17 protein-coding genes and 4 pseudogenes are annotated in these 16,530 nt (G+C 62.5%); 13 read left to right on the forward strand and 8 right to left on the reverse strand.

The features are described 5' to 3' along the window. The first annotated feature begins 136 nt into the window (after nt 1–136). Complete coding sequence (locus tag JN403_RS07390; RefSeq protein ID WP_122536834.1) at nt 137–1,021, forward strand: sugar nucleotide-binding protein; 885 nt, start codon at nt 137–139, stop codon at nt 1,019–1,021. Continuing rightward, nucleotides 1,014–1,942: pseudogene (locus tag JN403_RS07395) on the forward strand (NAD-dependent epimerase/dehydratase family protein). Before JN403_RS07390 ends, JN403_RS07395 begins: the two are co-directional and overlap by 8 nt. Nucleotides 1,943–2,023: 81 nt before the next feature. Here JN403_RS07395 and JN403_RS07400 read toward each other — a convergent pair. The 5 genes from JN403_RS07400 to JN403_RS07420 all read right to left on the reverse strand — a co-directional run bounded on the left by JN403_RS07400 (nt 2,024) and on the right by JN403_RS07420 (nt 5,976). Continuing rightward, complete coding sequence (locus JN403_RS07400; RefSeq protein ID WP_122536836.1) at nt 2,024–2,710, reverse strand: OmpW family outer membrane protein; 687 nt, start codon at nt 2,708–2,710, stop codon at nt 2,024–2,026. Nucleotides 2,711–2,821: 111 nt separating this feature from the next. Beyond that, on the reverse strand, nt 2,822–3,346 hold the full coding sequence (locus JN403_RS07405; RefSeq protein ID WP_205487251.1) for a DUF3299 domain-containing protein: 525 nt from the start codon (nt 3,344–3,346) through the stop codon (nt 2,822–2,824). Between the two features lie 10 nt (nt 3,347–3,356). Beyond that, complete coding sequence (locus JN403_RS07410; RefSeq protein WP_108121501.1) at nt 3,357–4,622, reverse strand: ABC transporter permease; 1,266 nt, start codon at nt 4,620–4,622, stop codon at nt 3,357–3,359. Between the two features lies 1 nt (nt 4,623). Beyond that, nucleotides 4,624–5,334 (reverse strand): ABC transporter ATP-binding protein, encoded by a 711-nt coding sequence (locus JN403_RS07415; protein WP_205486553.1) that lies wholly within the window; start codon nt 5,332–5,334, stop codon nt 4,624–4,626. A 63-nt stretch (nt 5,335–5,397) separates the two neighbouring features. Further along, complete coding sequence (locus JN403_RS07420) at nt 5,398–5,976, reverse strand: DUF2796 domain-containing protein (protein WP_172609863.1); 579 nt, start codon at nt 5,974–5,976, stop codon at nt 5,398–5,400. 174 nt (nt 5,977–6,150) lie between these two features. Here JN403_RS07420 and JN403_RS07425 point away from each other — a divergent pair, with 174 nt between their 5' ends. Continuing rightward, nucleotides 6,151–6,504: a hypothetical protein gene (locus JN403_RS07425; protein ID WP_205486555.1), complete on the forward strand. Its 354-nt coding sequence runs from the start codon at nt 6,151–6,153 to the stop codon at nt 6,502–6,504. Between the two features lie 183 nt (nt 6,505–6,687). On the opposite strand, the gene trxA is transcribed toward JN403_RS07425, so the two are convergent. The 3 genes from trxA to JN403_RS07440 form a co-directional block, all read right to left on the reverse strand. Continuing rightward, nucleotides 6,688–7,560, reverse strand: coding sequence for a thioredoxin (trxA, locus tag JN403_RS07430; RefSeq protein ID WP_205486563.1), 873 nt, complete (start codon nt 7,558–7,560; stop codon nt 6,688–6,690). Nucleotides 7,561–7,662: 102 nt separating this feature from the next. Then, entirely contained in the window at nt 7,663–8,319 is a 657-nt protein-coding gene (locus JN403_RS07435; protein WP_205486565.1) for a 50S ribosomal protein L11 methyltransferase, read from the reverse strand. Further along, the gene (locus tag JN403_RS07440; protein ID WP_205486567.1) at nt 8,316–8,768 is read right to left on the reverse strand and encodes a YbaY family lipoprotein; all 453 of its coding nucleotides are present in this window, start codon (nt 8,766–8,768) and stop codon (nt 8,316–8,318) included. The genes JN403_RS07435 and JN403_RS07440 overlap by 4 nt, the downstream gene beginning before the upstream one ends. Nucleotides 8,769–8,941: 173 nt before the next feature. On the opposite strand from JN403_RS07440, the gene nrdR reads away from it, so the two are divergent. The 10 genes and pseudogenes from nrdR to ribA all read left to right on the forward strand — a co-directional run bounded on the left by nrdR (nt 8,942) and on the right by ribA (nt 16,528). Then, nucleotides 8,942–9,406 (forward strand): transcriptional regulator NrdR, encoded by a 465-nt coding sequence (gene nrdR, locus JN403_RS07445; RefSeq protein ID WP_065988433.1) that lies wholly within the window; start codon nt 8,942–8,944, stop codon nt 9,404–9,406. Nucleotides 9,407–9,408: 2 nt separating this feature from the next. Continuing rightward, a complete protein-coding gene (gene ribD / locus JN403_RS07450) occupies nt 9,409–10,548 on the forward strand; it encodes a bifunctional diaminohydroxyphosphoribosylaminopyrimidine deaminase/5-amino-6-(5-phosphoribosylamino)uracil reductase RibD (RefSeq protein WP_205486569.1) in 1,140 nt (379 codons plus the stop codon). Between the two features lie 46 nt (nt 10,549–10,594). Further along, nucleotides 10,595–11,265: pseudogene (locus JN403_RS07455) on the forward strand (riboflavin synthase). A 16-nt stretch (nt 11,266–11,281) separates the two neighbouring features. Then, on the forward strand, nt 11,282–12,373 hold the full coding sequence (gene ribBA, locus JN403_RS07460; protein WP_205486571.1) for a bifunctional 3,4-dihydroxy-2-butanone-4-phosphate synthase/GTP cyclohydrolase II: 1,092 nt from the start codon (nt 11,282–11,284) through the stop codon (nt 12,371–12,373). Between the two features lie 147 nt (nt 12,374–12,520). Further along, a pseudogene (gene ribE / locus JN403_RS07465) lies at nt 12,521–12,996 on the forward strand (6,7-dimethyl-8-ribityllumazine synthase). Further along, nucleotides 12,993–13,493: a transcription antitermination factor NusB gene (gene nusB / locus JN403_RS07470; protein ID WP_065988429.1), complete on the forward strand. Its 501-nt coding sequence runs from the start codon at nt 12,993–12,995 to the stop codon at nt 13,491–13,493. Before ribE ends, nusB begins: the two are co-directional and overlap by 4 nt. Nucleotides 13,494–13,530: 37 nt before the next feature. Further along, nucleotides 13,531–14,496, forward strand: coding sequence for a thiamine-phosphate kinase (gene thiL, locus JN403_RS07475; protein ID WP_205486572.1), 966 nt, complete (start codon nt 13,531–13,533; stop codon nt 14,494–14,496). Then, nucleotides 14,493–15,002: a phosphatidylglycerophosphatase A gene (locus JN403_RS07480; protein ID WP_122536850.1), complete on the forward strand. Its 510-nt coding sequence runs from the start codon at nt 14,493–14,495 to the stop codon at nt 15,000–15,002. The genes thiL and JN403_RS07480 overlap by 4 nt, the downstream gene beginning before the upstream one ends. A gap of 56 nt (nt 15,003–15,058) precedes the next feature. Continuing rightward, a complete protein-coding gene (locus JN403_RS07485; RefSeq protein ID WP_205487254.1) occupies nt 15,059–15,805 on the forward strand; it encodes a transporter substrate-binding domain-containing protein in 747 nt (248 codons plus the stop codon). Nucleotides 15,806–15,911: 106 nt separating this feature from the next. Next, a pseudogene (gene ribA, locus JN403_RS07490) lies at nt 15,912–16,528 on the forward strand (GTP cyclohydrolase II). Nucleotides 16,529–16,530 lie beyond the last annotated feature (2 nt).

Consider the following 16,530-nt stretch of genomic DNA (forward strand, 5'->3'; position numbering starts at 1 on the left):
TGATTGGCGGCGCGCCTCAGCAGCTTCACGCAGTCCGGCGCGCCCGCGGCTGTTGGGACTTGCCCGTCGACGTGTTATGTTTGCGGACGTTTTTCACCTATTTTTAATCGACCTGAAGACTGAGCCTGCTGACTCTATGCGAATGCGCCTTATGCTACTGGGCGGCGGGAATGCCCTCGGGCAGGCGTTGATTCGTCTGGGTGCCGAGGAGAACATTGGATTCCTCGCGCCGCGTCCACCGCAAGACGGTTGGGATGCGGCAAGCCTGACGCAACTGCTCGATGACACCCGTCCGGATGCCTTGATCAATCTCGCTTATTACTTCGACTGGTTTCAGGCGGAGCGGGTAAGCGCTGACAGGCTGGATAATCAGGAACGCTCCGTCGAGCGTCTCGCCGAACTGTGCCAGCACCACAATATTGTCCTCGTTCAACCGTCCAGCTACCGCGTGTTCGACGGTTCGCGGGCGACGGCGTACAGCGAAAAAGACGAGCCCGTGCCGCTGGGTTCCCGAGGTCAGGCCTTGTGGCGCATCGAGCAAAGTGTGCGCGCCACCTGCCCGCAGCATGTGCTGCTGCGGTTCGGCTGGTTGCTCGACGACAGCGCCGAAGGCGTACTCGGGCGCTTTCTCAGCCGCGCCGAATCCCCCGGTGAATTGCTGCTGGCGGACGACCGCCGTGGCAATCCGACCCCGGTCGATGACGCCGCAAGGGTCATCATTTCGGTGCTCAAACAGCTCGATTGCGCCGCGCCGCTGTGGGGCACTTACCACTACGCCGGCCACGAAGCGACCACGCCACTGGCGTTTGGTCAGGCCGTGTTGACCGAAGCCCGTCTGCTGCGCCCGCTGGCGATCGAAACGCCGACTGCGCAAGCCCACGCCGCGCGTCCGGATGCCAGCGAAGAGCCGCAGAACGCCGTGCTCGCCTGCAAGAAAATCCTCCACACTTTCGGTATCAAGCCACGCGCCTGGCGTGCTGGCTTGCCCAACCTACTGGACCGCTATTACCGCCATGTCTGATGCTCCTGTCCTCATCACCGGCGGCGCCGGTTTCATCGGTTCGCACCTCACCGACGCGCTGCTCGCCAAAGGCTACGCGGTGCGCATTCTCGACGATCTTTCCACCGGCAAACGCAGCAATCTGCCGCTGGACAACCCGCGCGTGGAGTTGATCGAAGGTGATGTCGCCGATGCCGCGCTGGTGGCGCGGGCGGCGGTGGGTTGTCAGGCCGTTGCGCACCTGGCTGCCGTCGCGTCGGTGCAGGCCTCGGTGGATGATCCGGTGAAGACGCACCAGAGCAATTTCATCGGCACGCTGAATGTCTGCGAAGCCATGCGCCAGGCCGGTATCAAACGCGTGGTGTTTGCTTCAAGCGCTGCGGTGTACGGCAACAACGGGGAAGGCGAGGCCATCACCGAAGACACCCCCAAAGCACCGCTGACCCCTACGCGTCAGACAAACTGGCCGGTGAGCATTACTTCGATTTCTATCGCCGTCAGCACGGCTTCGAGCCTGTCGTATTCCGCTTCTTCAACATCTTCGGCCCGCGCCAGGATCCTTCATCGCCGTACTCGGGCGTGATCAGCATCTTCGCGGAGCGTGCGGTAAACGGCCTGCCGATTGCCGTCTTCGGTGACGGCGAGCAGACCCGCGACTTCTTCTACGTCGAGGACCTGGTTGATCTGGTCGTGCAGGGGATCGAGATGCCGACGGTGGCAGAGGGCGCGGTCAATGTCGGCCTGAACGCCACCACCTCGCTGAATGAGTTGCTGGGAGCCCTTGCCGAGGTGGTCGGCGATCTGCCGCCGGTGAGTTACCTGCCGGCGCGCTCGGGTGACATCAAGCATTCCCGGGCGAGCAATCAGCGTTTGCTTGAGCGCTTTGAAGTGCCTGAGCCGACGCCGCTGAAGGTCGGGCTGGCGCGACTGCTGGGGCGCTGAATCCCGCGCAGCAAAAAGGCACCGAGGAGGTGCCTTTTTGTGCTTGCTCGTTCGGGCGCAAGCGCTTAGAACTTCAAGCGCTTAGAACTTGTAGCCCACGCCGACCATGTACACCCACGGATCGACGTCCACGTTCACTTTGGTCCGGCCGACCCCCAATGCAGACGGGCCGTCCAGCGTGGCTTGGGTGTCGATGTCCACGTACCAGACGGCGGCGTTGACCATAATCTTGTCCGTCAGCATGTAGTCCGCGCCGATCTGTCCGGCCCAGCCCCAGGAGTTCTTGATGTGCAGGTTGTTCATGCCCTGGCCCTTGCGTTCGCTGCTCAGGTTTTCGTCGTAGAACCAGGTGTAGTTCACGCCGACACCGGCATAGGGCTGGAATTTCGAGGTCGCGTCCATCGGGTAGTACTGCAGCGACAGGGTAGGCGGCAGCTGTTTCACGTCCGCCAGCTTGCCATCGAGCCCCGGCCCAAGACCTTTGACGGCGACTGTGTGCTGGAAGGGCGTTGCCGCCAGCAGCTCAAGGCCCACGTGATCGGTGAGCATGTAGGCGAAGGCCAAGCCCAGTTGAGTGTCGCTGTCCAGCGTTGCTTTGGTGCCCGGGACTTTGGTGCCGTCCAGCTTCAGGTTCCCGCTTTCTTCGTTGGGCGCCGTGGTGGCGGCACCGGCGCGAATAATAAAATCACCGGCCTGGTGGGCGTGAGCAGCGAGGGGGACACCGAGTGCAAGCGCGAGCAGGGGCACGCTGAGCAGGGACTTGTGCATGGGGGCTCCGTAAGGGCATAAAAAGTTATGCCCTATGTTACGAAGCGTCTAGCTCGCGGTTTTTGACCTGGCTCAATGAAAGTGCAATTAGGGTGTGCCTGCTAACGACCCTCACTGCTCATCTGGCATTTCGTACACCAGAATCTTGTCCGCTTCCATCTGGTAACCCGCGTCGGCCAGTTCGGTGGTCGAGGATTTGACCTGCATCGGGCCTTCGATCCAGTAGGGCTGGTACAGCTCGTCCACCTTGACGCCCAGTTCGCTGGTCACGTGGACGATCTGATTCGGCGGCGGTGGAGGCACATGAATGCAGGCGCCGAAATACGGGACCAACAGAAACTCCGTCACCCGGCCTTCCTCGCTGACTTCCAGCGGCACGATGTAACCCGGCAGACGCACTCGCTCGCCGTCCAGCGACTTGACCACCGGCGCATGGGGCGCCAGTTGATGGGCGGCCGGCGCGGACTCGACGGACAGGGTGTCTGCCATGCTCGACAGGTTATGGATCGGCGCGGTGATCAGCTTCACGGGCGGCGCGTCGGGCGGGATCATTTCCTGCCACGTCAGCACGCGCAGGTCCTGCGCCCACAACGGCGTCGCGACGATCATCAAACACAGCAGCCAACCCATCCGCATCACAACGACCTCATAAACGAATCGACAACCCGTCTGCCAGCGACTGGCGATAGGCTCGCCACGCGGGCACAGTGCCCATCAACACGGCAGCGCCGAGAATGCCTGCCAGCAGCGTCCACTCGTATGTGCTGGGCAGGGACAGCGGCAGGTACAAACCGTAATTGGCCTGCACGTAACCCTGCGCGGAGGCGATGCCGATGTAAAGCAGCGCCAGCCCGCAGACCGAACCTCCCAGCGCCAGGGCAAACGCTTCCAGCACCAACAGACTGGCGATGTGCCAAGGGCGTGCGCCCACCGAGCGCAGAATCGCCATCTCCCGACGCCGCTCGTTGAGGCTGGTGAGAATCGCCGTCAGCATGCCGATCAGCCCGGTCAGCACCACAAACAGCGAAATCACGAACAGCGCTTTTTCAGCCGTACCCATGAGGCTCCACAGCTCCTGCAACGCCACCCCCGGCAGAATCGCCAGCATCGGCTCGCCCCGGAACTCGTTGATGTCGCGCTGCACGGCGAAGGTCGCGATCTTGCTGTTCAGCCCAAGCATGAAGGCGGTGATGGCGGTGGGCGTGAGGTCCATGTTGCGTGCCTGGTCGGCGCTGATACGCCCGGCGCCTTGGGCGGGCACGCCGTTGTGCCAGTCGATGTGAATCGCTTCCATACCGCCGAGGCTAATGTGCAACGTGCGGTCCACCGGCGTGCCGGTGCGTTTGAGAATGCCAACGACGGTGAACGGCTTGTCGTCATGCTTGACCAGACTCACCGTCGCCACGCCATGGGCCAGCACCAGTTTGTCACCCAGCTTGTAATGCAGCGCGTCGGCCACTTCCGCGCCGAGCACCACTTCGAACGGGTCGGTGGCGAACGGCCGGCCGTCGGCCAGCTCCAGGTGTTGCTGACGACCGTACTGGTAATGCTCGAAATACGATTCGTTGGTGCCCATCACGCGATAGCCGCGATGGCTGTCGCCGAGGGAAATCGGGATCGCCCACTTCACCTGTTTGCTGTTGGCGAAGTGTTCGAAGCTGTCCCAGCGAATGTTGTTGGTGGCGTTGCCGATGCGAAACACCGAATACAGCAGCAGGTTGACCGAGCCCGAGCGCGCGCCGACGATCAGGTCCGTCCCGCTGATGGTGCTGGCGAAACTGGCGCGCGCTTCGGTGCGCACCCGTTCGACCGCCAGCAGCAGGCAGACGGAGAGGGCGATGGCGAATGCGGTGAGGAAGGCAGTAAAGCGGCGGTTGGCGAGGCTGGCCAGCGCCAGACGAAGAAGATACATCTCAAACCTCTGCGGCGACGGCGGCGCGATTGAGTTCGGCCAGCGACAGGTTGCGATCGAACAGCGGCGCCAGGCTCTGATCATGACTGACGAACAACAGGCTGGCGCCGGCCTCGCGGCATTCGGTGAACAGCAACTGGATGAACGCTTCCCGGGCGTCGGCATCCAGCGCCGACGTCGGTTCGTCGGCGATGACCAGTTCCGGCTGGCCGATCAGGGCGCGAGCGGCAGCGACGCGCTGCTGCTGACCGATGGATAGCGAATCAGCGCGGCGGCTGAGCATTTCGGGGTCTTTCAAGCCCAGGTGAGCGAGCAGGCTTTCAGCCGCTCTGTCGACGCTGCCGTGGCGTTGCGTTGCCCGCTGCGTGCGTAATCTGGAAAAGCGGCATGGCAGCTCGACGTTCTCGCGCACCGACAAAAACGGCAGCAGGTTGAACTGCTGAAAGATGTAGCCCGTGTGATCGACACGAAAGCGGTCCCGCGCCCCGGCCGAGAGCTGCGTCAGCTCCTGACCGAGCAGGCGAACGCTGCCCCGACTGGGGCGCTGCACACCGCCCAGCAGACCCAGCAGCGTAGTCTTGCCACTGCCGCTGGGGCCTTTGAGGAACAGGGTTTCGCCGGCATCGAGGCGAAACGCCGGAATGTCCAGCAGCTGCGGATGCCCCGGCCAGCTGAAGCCGAGTTCGGACAGTTCAATGAGCGCTTGAGTCATGACCACACGTGCGTCTGAAAAGTGATCGACCGGGAAGCCCGGCCGTTGAAGAAACGGTGCTGATTAAAACTTGACCACCGGATTGCTCGGACGCACTTCAGCGCCCATCTGGCGTTTCGGTGTCACCAGCTGCACCTGAATGGTCTGGGTGGCCGGGAAGCTTTTGAACAGTTGAGTCAGGTCGAGCTTGTTGAGCACGTTCGGCGCGCTGCAGGTGAATTGATAGTGGCCATGAATTTCGCTGTGCTCGTGTTCAGCCGCGTCGCCATCGGCGTGGTCATGATCGTCGTCATCCTTGTCGCCGAACAGCGTGCTTTCCACACGCTGTTTGGTGGCGGTGCACCCGGCCCCTTCCGGAAGACTGAACAGCGCGTGGGGCTTGAGCAGAGTTTCCTTCGCCAGGGCCAGGGTCATCTTGTCAGCGGCGGTGGTTGCCGGGTGCTCGAAGCCGACGATGTTCATCGCCGGGGTGTCGAGTTCCAGTTCCAGCGTGCGACCGTCCAGCGCCATATCCAGCCGCGCGACACCGTGCACATGCGCGCCGAGACTGCCGTGCTCATGATCGTGGTCATGTTCATCGGCCGCTTGAGCAGCGGCGAGGGGCATCAAGGCGAAGGGCAGGGCGAGCAGCAAACGACGCATGGGGGAAGCTCCGAGGGCAAGTCTGAAAGTTGTTATGTGATCTTATAACAATGTGTTGCGCCGTTTCTTAACTTTTTCAATCAGCTTTGTAGGCGCGTGGGCTGTCAGGGATCGCGTGCAGGTCGCCAATTCCTGTGGGACCATGCCGGTCCGCCTTATCAAAGGACACACCCCATGCTGCGAATCCGTGGAACCGTCGGCGATCTGCCAGTGGATCTGACTGTGGAAATGGACGACGCCGACTGGGCTCGGCTGGGCATTCAGCTGGGCGCGCAGGTGCAGGAAACGTCTGCGCTCGCTGATACGCCCGTCAAGCCGGCGGCCAGCCGCAACGATGCTGTCTGGGATATCGCTCAAGCACTGCTGCGCAAGGCGGGTCATCTGACCGGGCCGGATCTGCTTGGTCAGCTGGAAGGTCTGTCGGGCAGCACCGCTGCGGGCAAACGCCTGATGGTGCGGATGCGCCACAGCGCCAACGTGAAAGTGGAAAGCCAGGGCGACACGCCGGTTTATCACTGGGTTGAGTGATACACACGGGCGTTTTGGACCCGTGTGGGACCGGCTTTAGCCGGGAAAGCGTCATCCGTCACACCACAAAATTGAGGGTGCTCATGGGGGCCTCTTCCCGGCTAAAGCCGGTCCCACAAGTAGACCGCGTACATTCCTTGGGACTGGCTCGGTCTATCAAAGGACCGGCTTCAGCCGGGAAGGCTAGTAAAGCGCCGCAAACAACCGACGACGATACGTCGTGACCAACAGGTGATCATTCCCCAGCAGGTCAAACACCTGCAGCAGCGTCTTGTGCGGTTGGCCTTCGTTGTAGCTGCGGTTGCGGATGAACAGCTTGAGCAGTCCTTCCAGCGCGGCTTCGTATTGCTGGCGGGACAGTTGCTGGATCGCCAACTGGTGCGCAGCTTCATCGTCCTGCGGGTTCTGCGCCAGGCGCGACTTCAAGTCAGCGACGTCAGGCAACGCGGCGGCTTCAGCCAAAAACGTCAATTGCGCCTTTGCCCCGGCCAGCGCGGCTTTGTGCTCATCGCTCTTCACCGCGTCCAGCACCGTGCGCGCTTCTGTCAACTCGCCGCGTTCGGCCAGGCAGCGCGCATACAGAATCAGCGCGGCGGCGTTGGTGTTGTCCTCGGCGAGGATGGTCTGCAGGACGGCTTCGGCTTCGGCAAAATGGCTCTCGGCGAACATCGCCTGCGCGGTTTTCAGCGGGTCAGCGGCGGCTGGCGGCGGCATCTGCACATGGGGCTCAAGCAGCGCGCGGATTTGCGATTCAGGCTGGGCGCCGGAGAAGCCATCGACCGGCTGGCCGTCCTTGAACAGCACCACGGTGGGCAGGCTGCGAATACCGAAGCGCGCCACGATGTCCTGTTCAGCGTCGCAGTCGACCTTGGCTAGCAGCAATTCGCCCTGATAACTCTCGGCAATCTGTTGCAGCAGCGGCATCAGCACCTTGCACGGCGCACACCACTCAGCCCAGAAATCCACCAGCACGGGTTTGTGAAAGGAATTTTCGATGACCATCTGATCGAAAGTGGCGGTGGTCGCATCGAAGATATACGGCGTGTCCTGGCTCATCGCGGGTCTCGAAAAAGGCTTGATGGCGCGAACTATAAAGGGCTGGGGGGATTGTCGGAAGCGGGGTTGATGCCTGTCGCTAAATTGCAGGCGCGAAGCAAGTCATGACCGGGTCGCATGATAAAGACTCACTCTGCGAAACTCCCACGGCTCGGCCAGATCCGGCAGCGTCAGCGCCTCCAGAATTCCCAACCGCGTATAAAGTGGGTGCTGGAAATCCCGCACCCGGGAATCAGCCACCAACGCCTGTTTCCCACGACTGAGAAACTGATCCAGCAGCGGAAGGTTGGCGCGGTCGTACAGCACGTCCGCCACCAGGATCAGGTCGAAACGATCTTCCTCGGCAAAGAAGTCGCCCGAATATTCAAGTGTCACGCCATTCAACTCGGCGTTGGCCCGGCAGGCCTCGATCGCCAGCGGATCGAGATCGCAGGCAACTACTTCAAAGGCGCCGGCTTTCATCGCCGCAATACCTGCGACACCCGAGCCTGCGCCAAAATCCAGCACCCGCTTGCCCGCGACCCAGTGCGGCTGCTCGGCGAGAAAGCGCGCCAGCGCCAGGCCACTGGCCCAGCAGAAACTCCAGTAAGGCGGGTCTTCAAGAATGCGCCGGGTTTCCTCGGGGCTGAACGCGCGATCCATATTGTTCGCGTCGATCAGCCACAACTTCAGGTCCGTCCCCGGCAGCGCTTCGGCGACCAGTTGCGCATCGCCCAGCAGCTCGCTCAGTGCGGCTTGCAGGTGAAGCGGAGCGATCACGGCGCGGGAGCGAATTGCAGCTGACCCAGCGCCTGAGTGGTGGGTTGAGTGATCAGTACGGACGGCAGATGCAGAATCAACTGACCCGACTTGCTGGCGCGACCGCGCAATTCGACACGCGCGCCGACCGGGAAAGCTTCCGGATTGAAGCGAAGCTGGAACGGCAGCGACTGGTTGTTGCCCATCAGTTTGGTGCTGGTCAGCAGCTTCTGCGGGCGATTGCGATCGTCGATCACCAGAAGCGCCAGCTCGACTTCTGCGCCGGCCGGCACGCCCAGCAACTGGCCGCTCAATTCGCGCTGAAACGGCTGCAACGGACCTGGCCCTTCCGGCAGCGTGATGGCGTTAGGGGCAGGCTTGGCGGGCGCGGCAGGGTTCGGCGCCTCGGCCGTGCTGCAGGCAGAGAGCAAGCCCACAAGGCTGATTAGAGCAAGCGTACGTAGCGTCATGAACAGCTCCAGAAAAAGCAGAAGGCGGGCGAGATAGGCGCGGGATGGCGCAGTATCGCTGAGTGCAGCGGGTTTCACCGCACTGAATGCGCGTCTATATACCTTAAAGCCCCGGACTTGTCTTGCCAGCGAGATGCGCTACCATGGCCCTCCCTTTTTTGTTGCCTGCCACCATGCACTGTCCCTTTTGCGGTGCCAACGACACCAAAGTCATTGACTCGCGCCTCGTTGCTGAAGGCGATCAGGTTCGCCGCCGCCGCGAATGTGTCGCCTGCGAAGAACGCTTCACGACATTCGAAACCGCTGAACTGGTTCTGCCCCGGCTGATCAAGCAGGACGGCAGTCGTCAGCCCTTCGACGAAGAGAAGCTGCGTGCCGGCATGCAGCGTGCGCTGGAAAAGCGTCCGGTCAGCGTCGAGCGGCTGGAAGCAGCCTTGGCCCATATCAAGAGCAAGCTGCGCGCGACCGGCGAGCGCGAGGTCAAATCGCTGATCGTCGGTGAGCTGGTGATGGGCGAATTGCAAAAACTCGACGAAGTGGCCTACATCCGCTTTGCTTCTGTTTATCGGCGGTTTCAGGACCTCAACGAATTCCGCGAAGAAATCGACCGGCTGGCCCGCGAGCCGGTCAAAGAGTGAGCATGACCTCCACAGAGCAAAGCGTGCTCGACGCAGCCTATATGGCGCGGGCGCTGGAACTGGCGCGCAAGGGCGTCTACTCGACGCACCCCAACCCGCGTGTCGGCTGCGTGATCGTGCGTGATGGCGCCATCGTCGGCGAAGGCTGGCACGTGCGCGCCGGTGAACCCCACGCCGAGGTGCATGCCCTGCGCCAGGCGGGCGACAAGGCCAAGGACGCGATCGCTTACGTCACCCTCGAGCCCTGCAGTCATCATGGCCGCACGCCGCCGTGCGCCGACGCGCTGGTCAACGCCGGTGTGGCGCGAGTGGTCGCCGCGATGCAAGACCCCAATCCCGACGTCGCTGGCCGTGGCCTGTTGCGCTTGATGAACGCTGGGATCGCGGTGCAGAGCGGCGTGCTCGAAAGCGAAGCGCGGGCGCTGAACAAAGGGTTTCTCAAGCGTATGGAACACGGCCTGCCGTACGTGCGGGTCAAGCTGGCGATGAGCCTCGACGGACGCACGGCCATGGCCAGCGGTGAAAGCCAGTGGATCACCGGCCCCGAAGCGCGTTCCGCTGTGCAGCGCCTGCGTGCGCAGTCGAGCGTGGTGCTGACCGGCGCCGATACCGTGCTGGCCGACAACGCGCGGCTCACCGTGCGGCCTGACGAATTGGGCCTGAACGCCGAACTCACCGCCCTGGCCGCGACCCGACCGCCGTTGCGCGTGTTGGTCGACGGGCGTTTGCGGGTGCCCCTTGATGCGCCGTTCTTTAAAGCGGGCAATGCGCTGGTGGTGACCTGTGCGGCAGCCTCGGCCCGCGAGCGTTACCACGACGAAGGCCACGACATGCTGGCGCTGCCAAGTAGTGGAGGGCATGTCGACCTGCGCAAGTTGCTGGTTGAACTGGCGGCCCGGGGCGTCAATGACGTGCTGGTCGAAGCCGGTCCCAAACTGGCCGGCGCGTTTACCCGGCTAGGCCTGGTGGATGAATTTCAGATCTTCGTGGCGGGCAAGTTCATGGGCTCGTCGGCGCGACCGTTGCTGGACCTGCCGCTGGCGCAGATGAGCGAGGCGCTCGAACTCAAGATCGTCGAAATGCGAGCGGTCGGCAATGACTGGCGAGTCATTGCGATACCCGCGTCGAACCCCGGCGTATAATTCCGGCTTCCGCGCTCAGCGCTGGCCCTGTTTTCCAGGAGCACCCATGTTTACCGGCATCATCGAATCCATCGGCAGCATCCGCGCCATCACTCCGAAAGGCGGCGACGTCCGCGTTTACGTAGAGACCGGCAAGCTCGACCTTTCCGACGTCAAACTGGGCGACAGCATCGCGGTCAACGGGGTCTGCCTGACCGCCGTTGAACTGCCGGGCGACGGCTTCTGGGCTGACGTCAGCCGCGAGACCCTGAACGTCACTGCGTTCGTCGATCTGAAGACCGGCAGCCGGGTCAACCTGGAAAAAGCCCTGACCCCGACCACCCGCCTGGGCGGCCATCTGGTCAGCGGCCACGTCGACGGCGTCGGCGAAGTCTTATCCCGCGAAGAAAACGCCCGAGCGATCCAGTTCCGCCTGCGCGCCCCCGCGAGCTGGCCAAGTACATCTCTCACAAGGGCTCGATCACCGTCGACGGCATCAGCCTGACCGTGAATGCGGTCAACGGCGCCGAGTTCGAGCTGACCATCGTGCCGCACACGCTGGCCGAAACCATCATGGGCGACTACCGCCCGGGCCGTAAGATCAACCTGGAAGTCGACCTGTTGGCGCGTTACCTCGAGCGTTTGCTGCTCGGTGACAAAGCGGCCGATCCGACGCCGGCCCAGGGCGGCACCATCACTGAAAGCTTTCTGGCCGCCAACGGCTACCTCAAATCCTGAATTGAAGGGGTGCCGCGTGGCGCTCAACAGCATCGAAGAACTGGTTGAAGACATTCGCCAAGGCAAGATGGTCATCCTCATGGATGACGAAGACCGCGAGAACGAAGGCGATCTGATCATGGCCTCCGAGTGCGTCAAGGCCGAGCACATCAACTTCATGGCGCGTTTCGCCCGTGGCCTGATCTGCATGCCGATGACCCGCGAGCGCTGCGAAATCCTGAAACTGCCGCTGATGGCACCGCGCAATGGCTCGGGCTTCGGCACCAAGTTCACCGTGTCCATCGAAGCCGCCGAAGGCGTGACCACCGGGATTTCCGCCGCCGACCGCGCGCGCACCGTTCAGGCGGCTGCGGCCAAGGACGCGAAAGCCGAAGACATCGTCAGCCCGGGCCACATCTTCCCGTTGATGGCCCAGGCCGGTGGCACACTGTCCCGCGCAGGCCATACGGAAGCGGCGTGCGATCTGGCGCGCATGGCCGGTTTCGAACCGACCGGCGTGATCTGCGAAGTCATGAACGACGACGGCACCATGTCCCGTCGCACTGAACTGGAAGCTTTCGCGGCCGAGCACCACATCAAGATCGGCACCATCGCCGACCTGATCCATTACCGGATGATCCACGAACGTACCGTTCAGCGGATTGCCGAGCAGCCCCTCGACAGCGAACTGGGCCATTTCAATCTGGTGACCTATCGCGATTCCGTCGAGGGCGACGTGCACCTGGCGCTGACGCTGGGCAAGATCTGCGCGGAAGAAGCCACGCTGGTTCGCGTGCACAACATGGACCCGCTGCGCGATCTGTTGATGGTCAAACAGCCCGGCCGCTGGAGCCTGCGCGCGGCCATGGCCACGGTGGCAGCGGCTGGCAGCGGCGTTGTGTTGCTGCTCGGTCACCCGCTCGATGGCGACACGGTTCTGGCCCATGTGCGTGAAACCGCCGGCGGCACACCGATCAAGACCCCAACCACTTACAGCACTGTCGGTGCCGGTTCGCAGATCCTTCGTGACCTCGGGGTGCGCAAAATGCGCCTGATGAGTTCGCCAATGAAGTTCAATGCGATATCCGGTTTCGATCTGGAAGTTGTAGAATACGTGCCCTCCGAATAAAGACCGGCAGGTGACAGGTCCCGACAGCGCTTAGCCGTTCGTGGTTTTGTCCCTGCAGTCGCCCGATTCGTGGCCTAAAATCCCTGAAAGCGCGCGCCCGATGCGCGCTTTCATGCTCTTTAATACGAGAACACGAGACTCAGCCGAATGACCCTGAAGACCATCGAAGGTACCTTCATCGCCCCCAAGGTCGCTATGCCCTGGTGGTTGGCCGCTTCAACAGCTTCGTCGTCGAAAGCCTCGTCAGCGGCGCCGTTGATGCCCTGGTTCGCCATGGCGTGAGCGAAAGCGACATCACCATCATCCGCGCACCGGGCGCGTTCGAAATCCCGCTGGTTGTGCAGAAGGTCGCTCAGCGCAGCGAATTCGCCGCCATCATCGCGCTCGGCGCCGTTATCCGTGGCGGCACCCCGCACTTCGAATACGTCGCTGGCGAATGCACCAAGGGCCTGTCCCAGGTGTCCATGGAGTTCGGCGTGCCGGTCGCATTTGGCGTCCTGACCGTCGATTCCATCGAGCAGGCGATCGAGCGCTCCGGCACCAAGGCCGGCAACAAAGGCGCTGAAGCTGCCCTGTCCGCCATCGAGATGGTCAGCCTGTTGGCGCAGTTGGAGGCCAAGTGATTAACGACGAAAGCGATCAGTTCAACCCGCGTGATCCACGTGCGGCCGATGCTGGCAAACCATCGAAAAGCGAGAAGCGCCGTGCGGCTCGCCAGATGGCCATGCAGGCCCTGTACCAGCGCCATATGGCTGGCCAGTCGCTGAACGAGATCGAAGCACAGTTTCGCGTCGACAACGATTTCACCTCCGTTGATGCGAGCTATTTCCACGACATCCTCCACGGTGTCCCGGCCAATCAGGACAAGATCGACGCGGCGCTGGCCCCTTGTCTGGACCTGACCATTGAAGAGCTGGACCCGGTTGAGCTGGCGGTATTGCGCCTGTCGACCTGGGAACTGCTGGAGCGCATCGACGTGCCGTACCGCGTGGTCATCAACGAAGGCATCGAGCTGGCGAAAGTCTACGGTTCGACCGATGGGCACAAGTTCGTCAACGGCGTGCTCGACAAGCTGGCTCCGCGGCTGCGCGAAGTCGAAGTGAAGGCGCACAAGCGCTGAGGCTTCTGGGTTTCTCCAGAACCTGAGCGTCTCCGCCATGGGCGAGTTCGAGCTGATCCGCAATTACTTTGCCGCTGCGCCCTGCGCGCAGCCCGGCGAGGGCGTTGCCTTGGGGATCGGCGACGACTGCGCCCTGTTGTCGGTGGCCGCTGGCGAGCAACTCGCCATCTCTACCGACACGCTGGTTGCCGGGGTGCACTTCCCCGACGTCTGCGATCCTTTCCTGCTCGGCCAGCGCGCACTCGGCGTCTCGGCCAGCGACTTGGCCGCCATGGGCGCCAGACCCCTCGCATTTACCCTTGCCCTGACCCTGCCGCAGGTTTCCGCCGACTGGCTGGAAGCGTTCGCCCGCGGTTTGAACACCATGGCCCAGGGCTGTGGCCTGCGCCTGATTGGCGGCGACACGACACGCGGGCCTCTGAGCCTGACTCTTACTGTCTTCGGCACCGTCCCGACCGGACAGGCCCTGACTCGAAGCGGCGCGCGGCCTGGCGATTTGCTGTGCGTAGGTGGTCCCCTGGGCGACGCGGCCGGCGCGCTGCCGTTGGTGTTGAACCAGCGCACCACCGAGGCGTCTACCACTCAGGCCTTGCTGACGCGCTACTGGTCGCCACAGCCGCAGTTCGAGTTGGGTATTGCGTTGCGTGGCAAGGCCAGCGCGGCGCTGGACATCTCAGACGGACTGCTCGCCGATTGCGGACACATCGCCACGGCATCGGGCGTACGCTTGCTTGTTGAGCGCGACCAAGTGCCGATGTCTGACGCGCTGCTGAGGCTTCTCGGGCCTGACGCGGCGTTGAATGCCGCGCTCAGTGGAGGCGATGACTACAGACTGGCCTTCACGCTGCCGCCATCATGGCTGGCTGAGTTGCAGGCCGCCGGCTTGCCTGTTTTCGTTCTGGGCCGAGTCGTCGAAGGTCACGGCGTGGCGCTGATTGACGCACGTGGGCAGGACGTCACCCCGTCGACTCGGGGCTATCAACACTTTCAGGAGACACGGTGACAGATCATCCTAATCAGGTCCCGGCGGAAAACGTTCCTCCGTCGGTATGGACCAATCCGTGGCATTTCCTGGCCTTCGGTTTCGGCTCCGGCACATTGCCCAAAGCGCCCGGTACCTGGGGCTCAATGGTTGCTGTGCCCTTTATCCCGTTGTGGCAAATGCTGCCCGACTGGGGCTACTGGCTGGTGCTCGGCCTGACCATCCTGTTCGGCTTCTGGCTGTGCGGCAAAGTGGCGGACGACCTGCGCGTCCACGACCATGAAGGCATCGTCTGGGACGAAATGGTCGGGATGTGGATTACCTTGTGGCTGGTGCCTGAAGGTTGGCCTTGGCTGCTGGTCGGTTTTCTGGTGTTCCGCTTTTTCGACATTCTCAAGCCCTGGCCCATTCACTGGATCGACAAGCATGTACACGGCGGCGTCGGCATCATGCTTGATGATGTCCTGGCCGGTGTCTTCGCCTGGCTGGCGATGCAGGGGCTGGTCTGGCTGTGGGCCGTGATGTAGGGGCTACGCTCATGAGGCGTTCAAGTGTGGGATGGCTGCTCGCTGTTTGGTTGCTGATGACAAGTGTCTGGGCGACGGCCGATGCGGCAACCCCCGCACTGATGCCCGACAAGCCCTCCGACATCCTGCTGGTGAGCGAGCACTGGATTGGGTACACCGAAAGCGATGGCACCGGTCTGGGTTGGGATCTGATGCGTGAGATCTTCGAGCCGGCCGGCGTGAAGGTGGAGCAGCGCATCGAGCCTTATACCCGCGCGGTGGGGCTGGTGCAGCGCGGGGAGGCCGATGCCTGGATCGCCGCCTACCAGGATGAGGTCGAGGGCACGCTCTATTCCAAGTGGCACTACGACACCGACGAAATCTACACGCTGGGTTTGGCCTCCAAGCCGCTGCCTTCGCTGCAAACGTTGGGCAAATATCGTCTGGCCTGGGTCCGTGGCTACGAGTATCAGCACTATCTGCCCAACGTGACGCACTTCAACGAGGTCGCGAGGCGCGATCACATTCTGTCGATGCTCGAATACGGGCGTGCGGATCTGTATATTGACGCCAAACCGGAAATGGACTTCGTGCTTGCCCAAAGCAACGATCCTCAGCGTTATCGGCTGACCTATCTCACCTCCATTCCTTTGTATCTCAGCTTCGCAGACAACCCACGAGGGCGCGCGCTGCGCGATCTATTTGATGCGCGCATGAGCAGACTGGTGCCCAGCGGCAGGCTTCGGCCAATCTTTGCGCGCTGGAAGCATCCGTATCCGTTCGATGCAGACGATGCTCAGCCTCGTGCTGGCGTCAGCCACTGATCAAACGTGTTGATCTGATTGGCCAACAATTCAGCCTAAGCGTCTCTCGGAACCTGCTGTTACAATGTTGCGAATTTCCAGCCCTCATACTGATCAGGAGCACCCGGTGCCCGTCGTATTTGTCGCGGCTTCCAAGCTGCCTACCCCTTTGCCACTTTCAAGATGAACGGCTTTCTCGAGCAGGAAAACGGTCGCGAGCACGTCGTACTGACCCTCGGTGATGTGTCGGATGGCACCCCGGTGCTCGGTCGTGTGCATTCCGAATGCCTGACCGGTGATGCGCTGTTCAGTCAGCGTTGTGATTGCGGTTCCCAACTTGAAGCGGCGTTGCGCGCTATCGCCGCTGAAGGCCGTGGCGTGCTGTTGTACCTGCGCCAGGAAGGCCGCGGCATCGGGCTGATGAACAAAATTCGCGCCTATGAATTGCAGGACGGCGGTGCCGATACCGTTGAAGCCAACGAGCGGCTTGGCTTTGCCGCGGACCAGCGTGATTACGCCATTTGCCTGCCGATGCTGGAGCATCTGGGCATCAAGTCTCTGCGTCTGATGACCAACAATCCGCGCAAGGTCAAAGCGCTCACCGACATGGGCATCACCGTCGCCGAGCGCGTGCCGCTGCACACCGGCCACAATCCGCACAACAAGCTCTATCTGGCGACCAAGGCCGGCAAGCTGGGTCACATGATGGGCAACGAGCATCAGAGCGAAGTCGATCCGGCGTGACA

Origin of the sequence: Pseudomonas sp. 15A4, from assembly GCF_016925575.1 — a bacterium.
Classification (GTDB): domain Bacteria; phylum Pseudomonadota; class Gammaproteobacteria; order Pseudomonadales; family Pseudomonadaceae; genus Aquipseudomonas.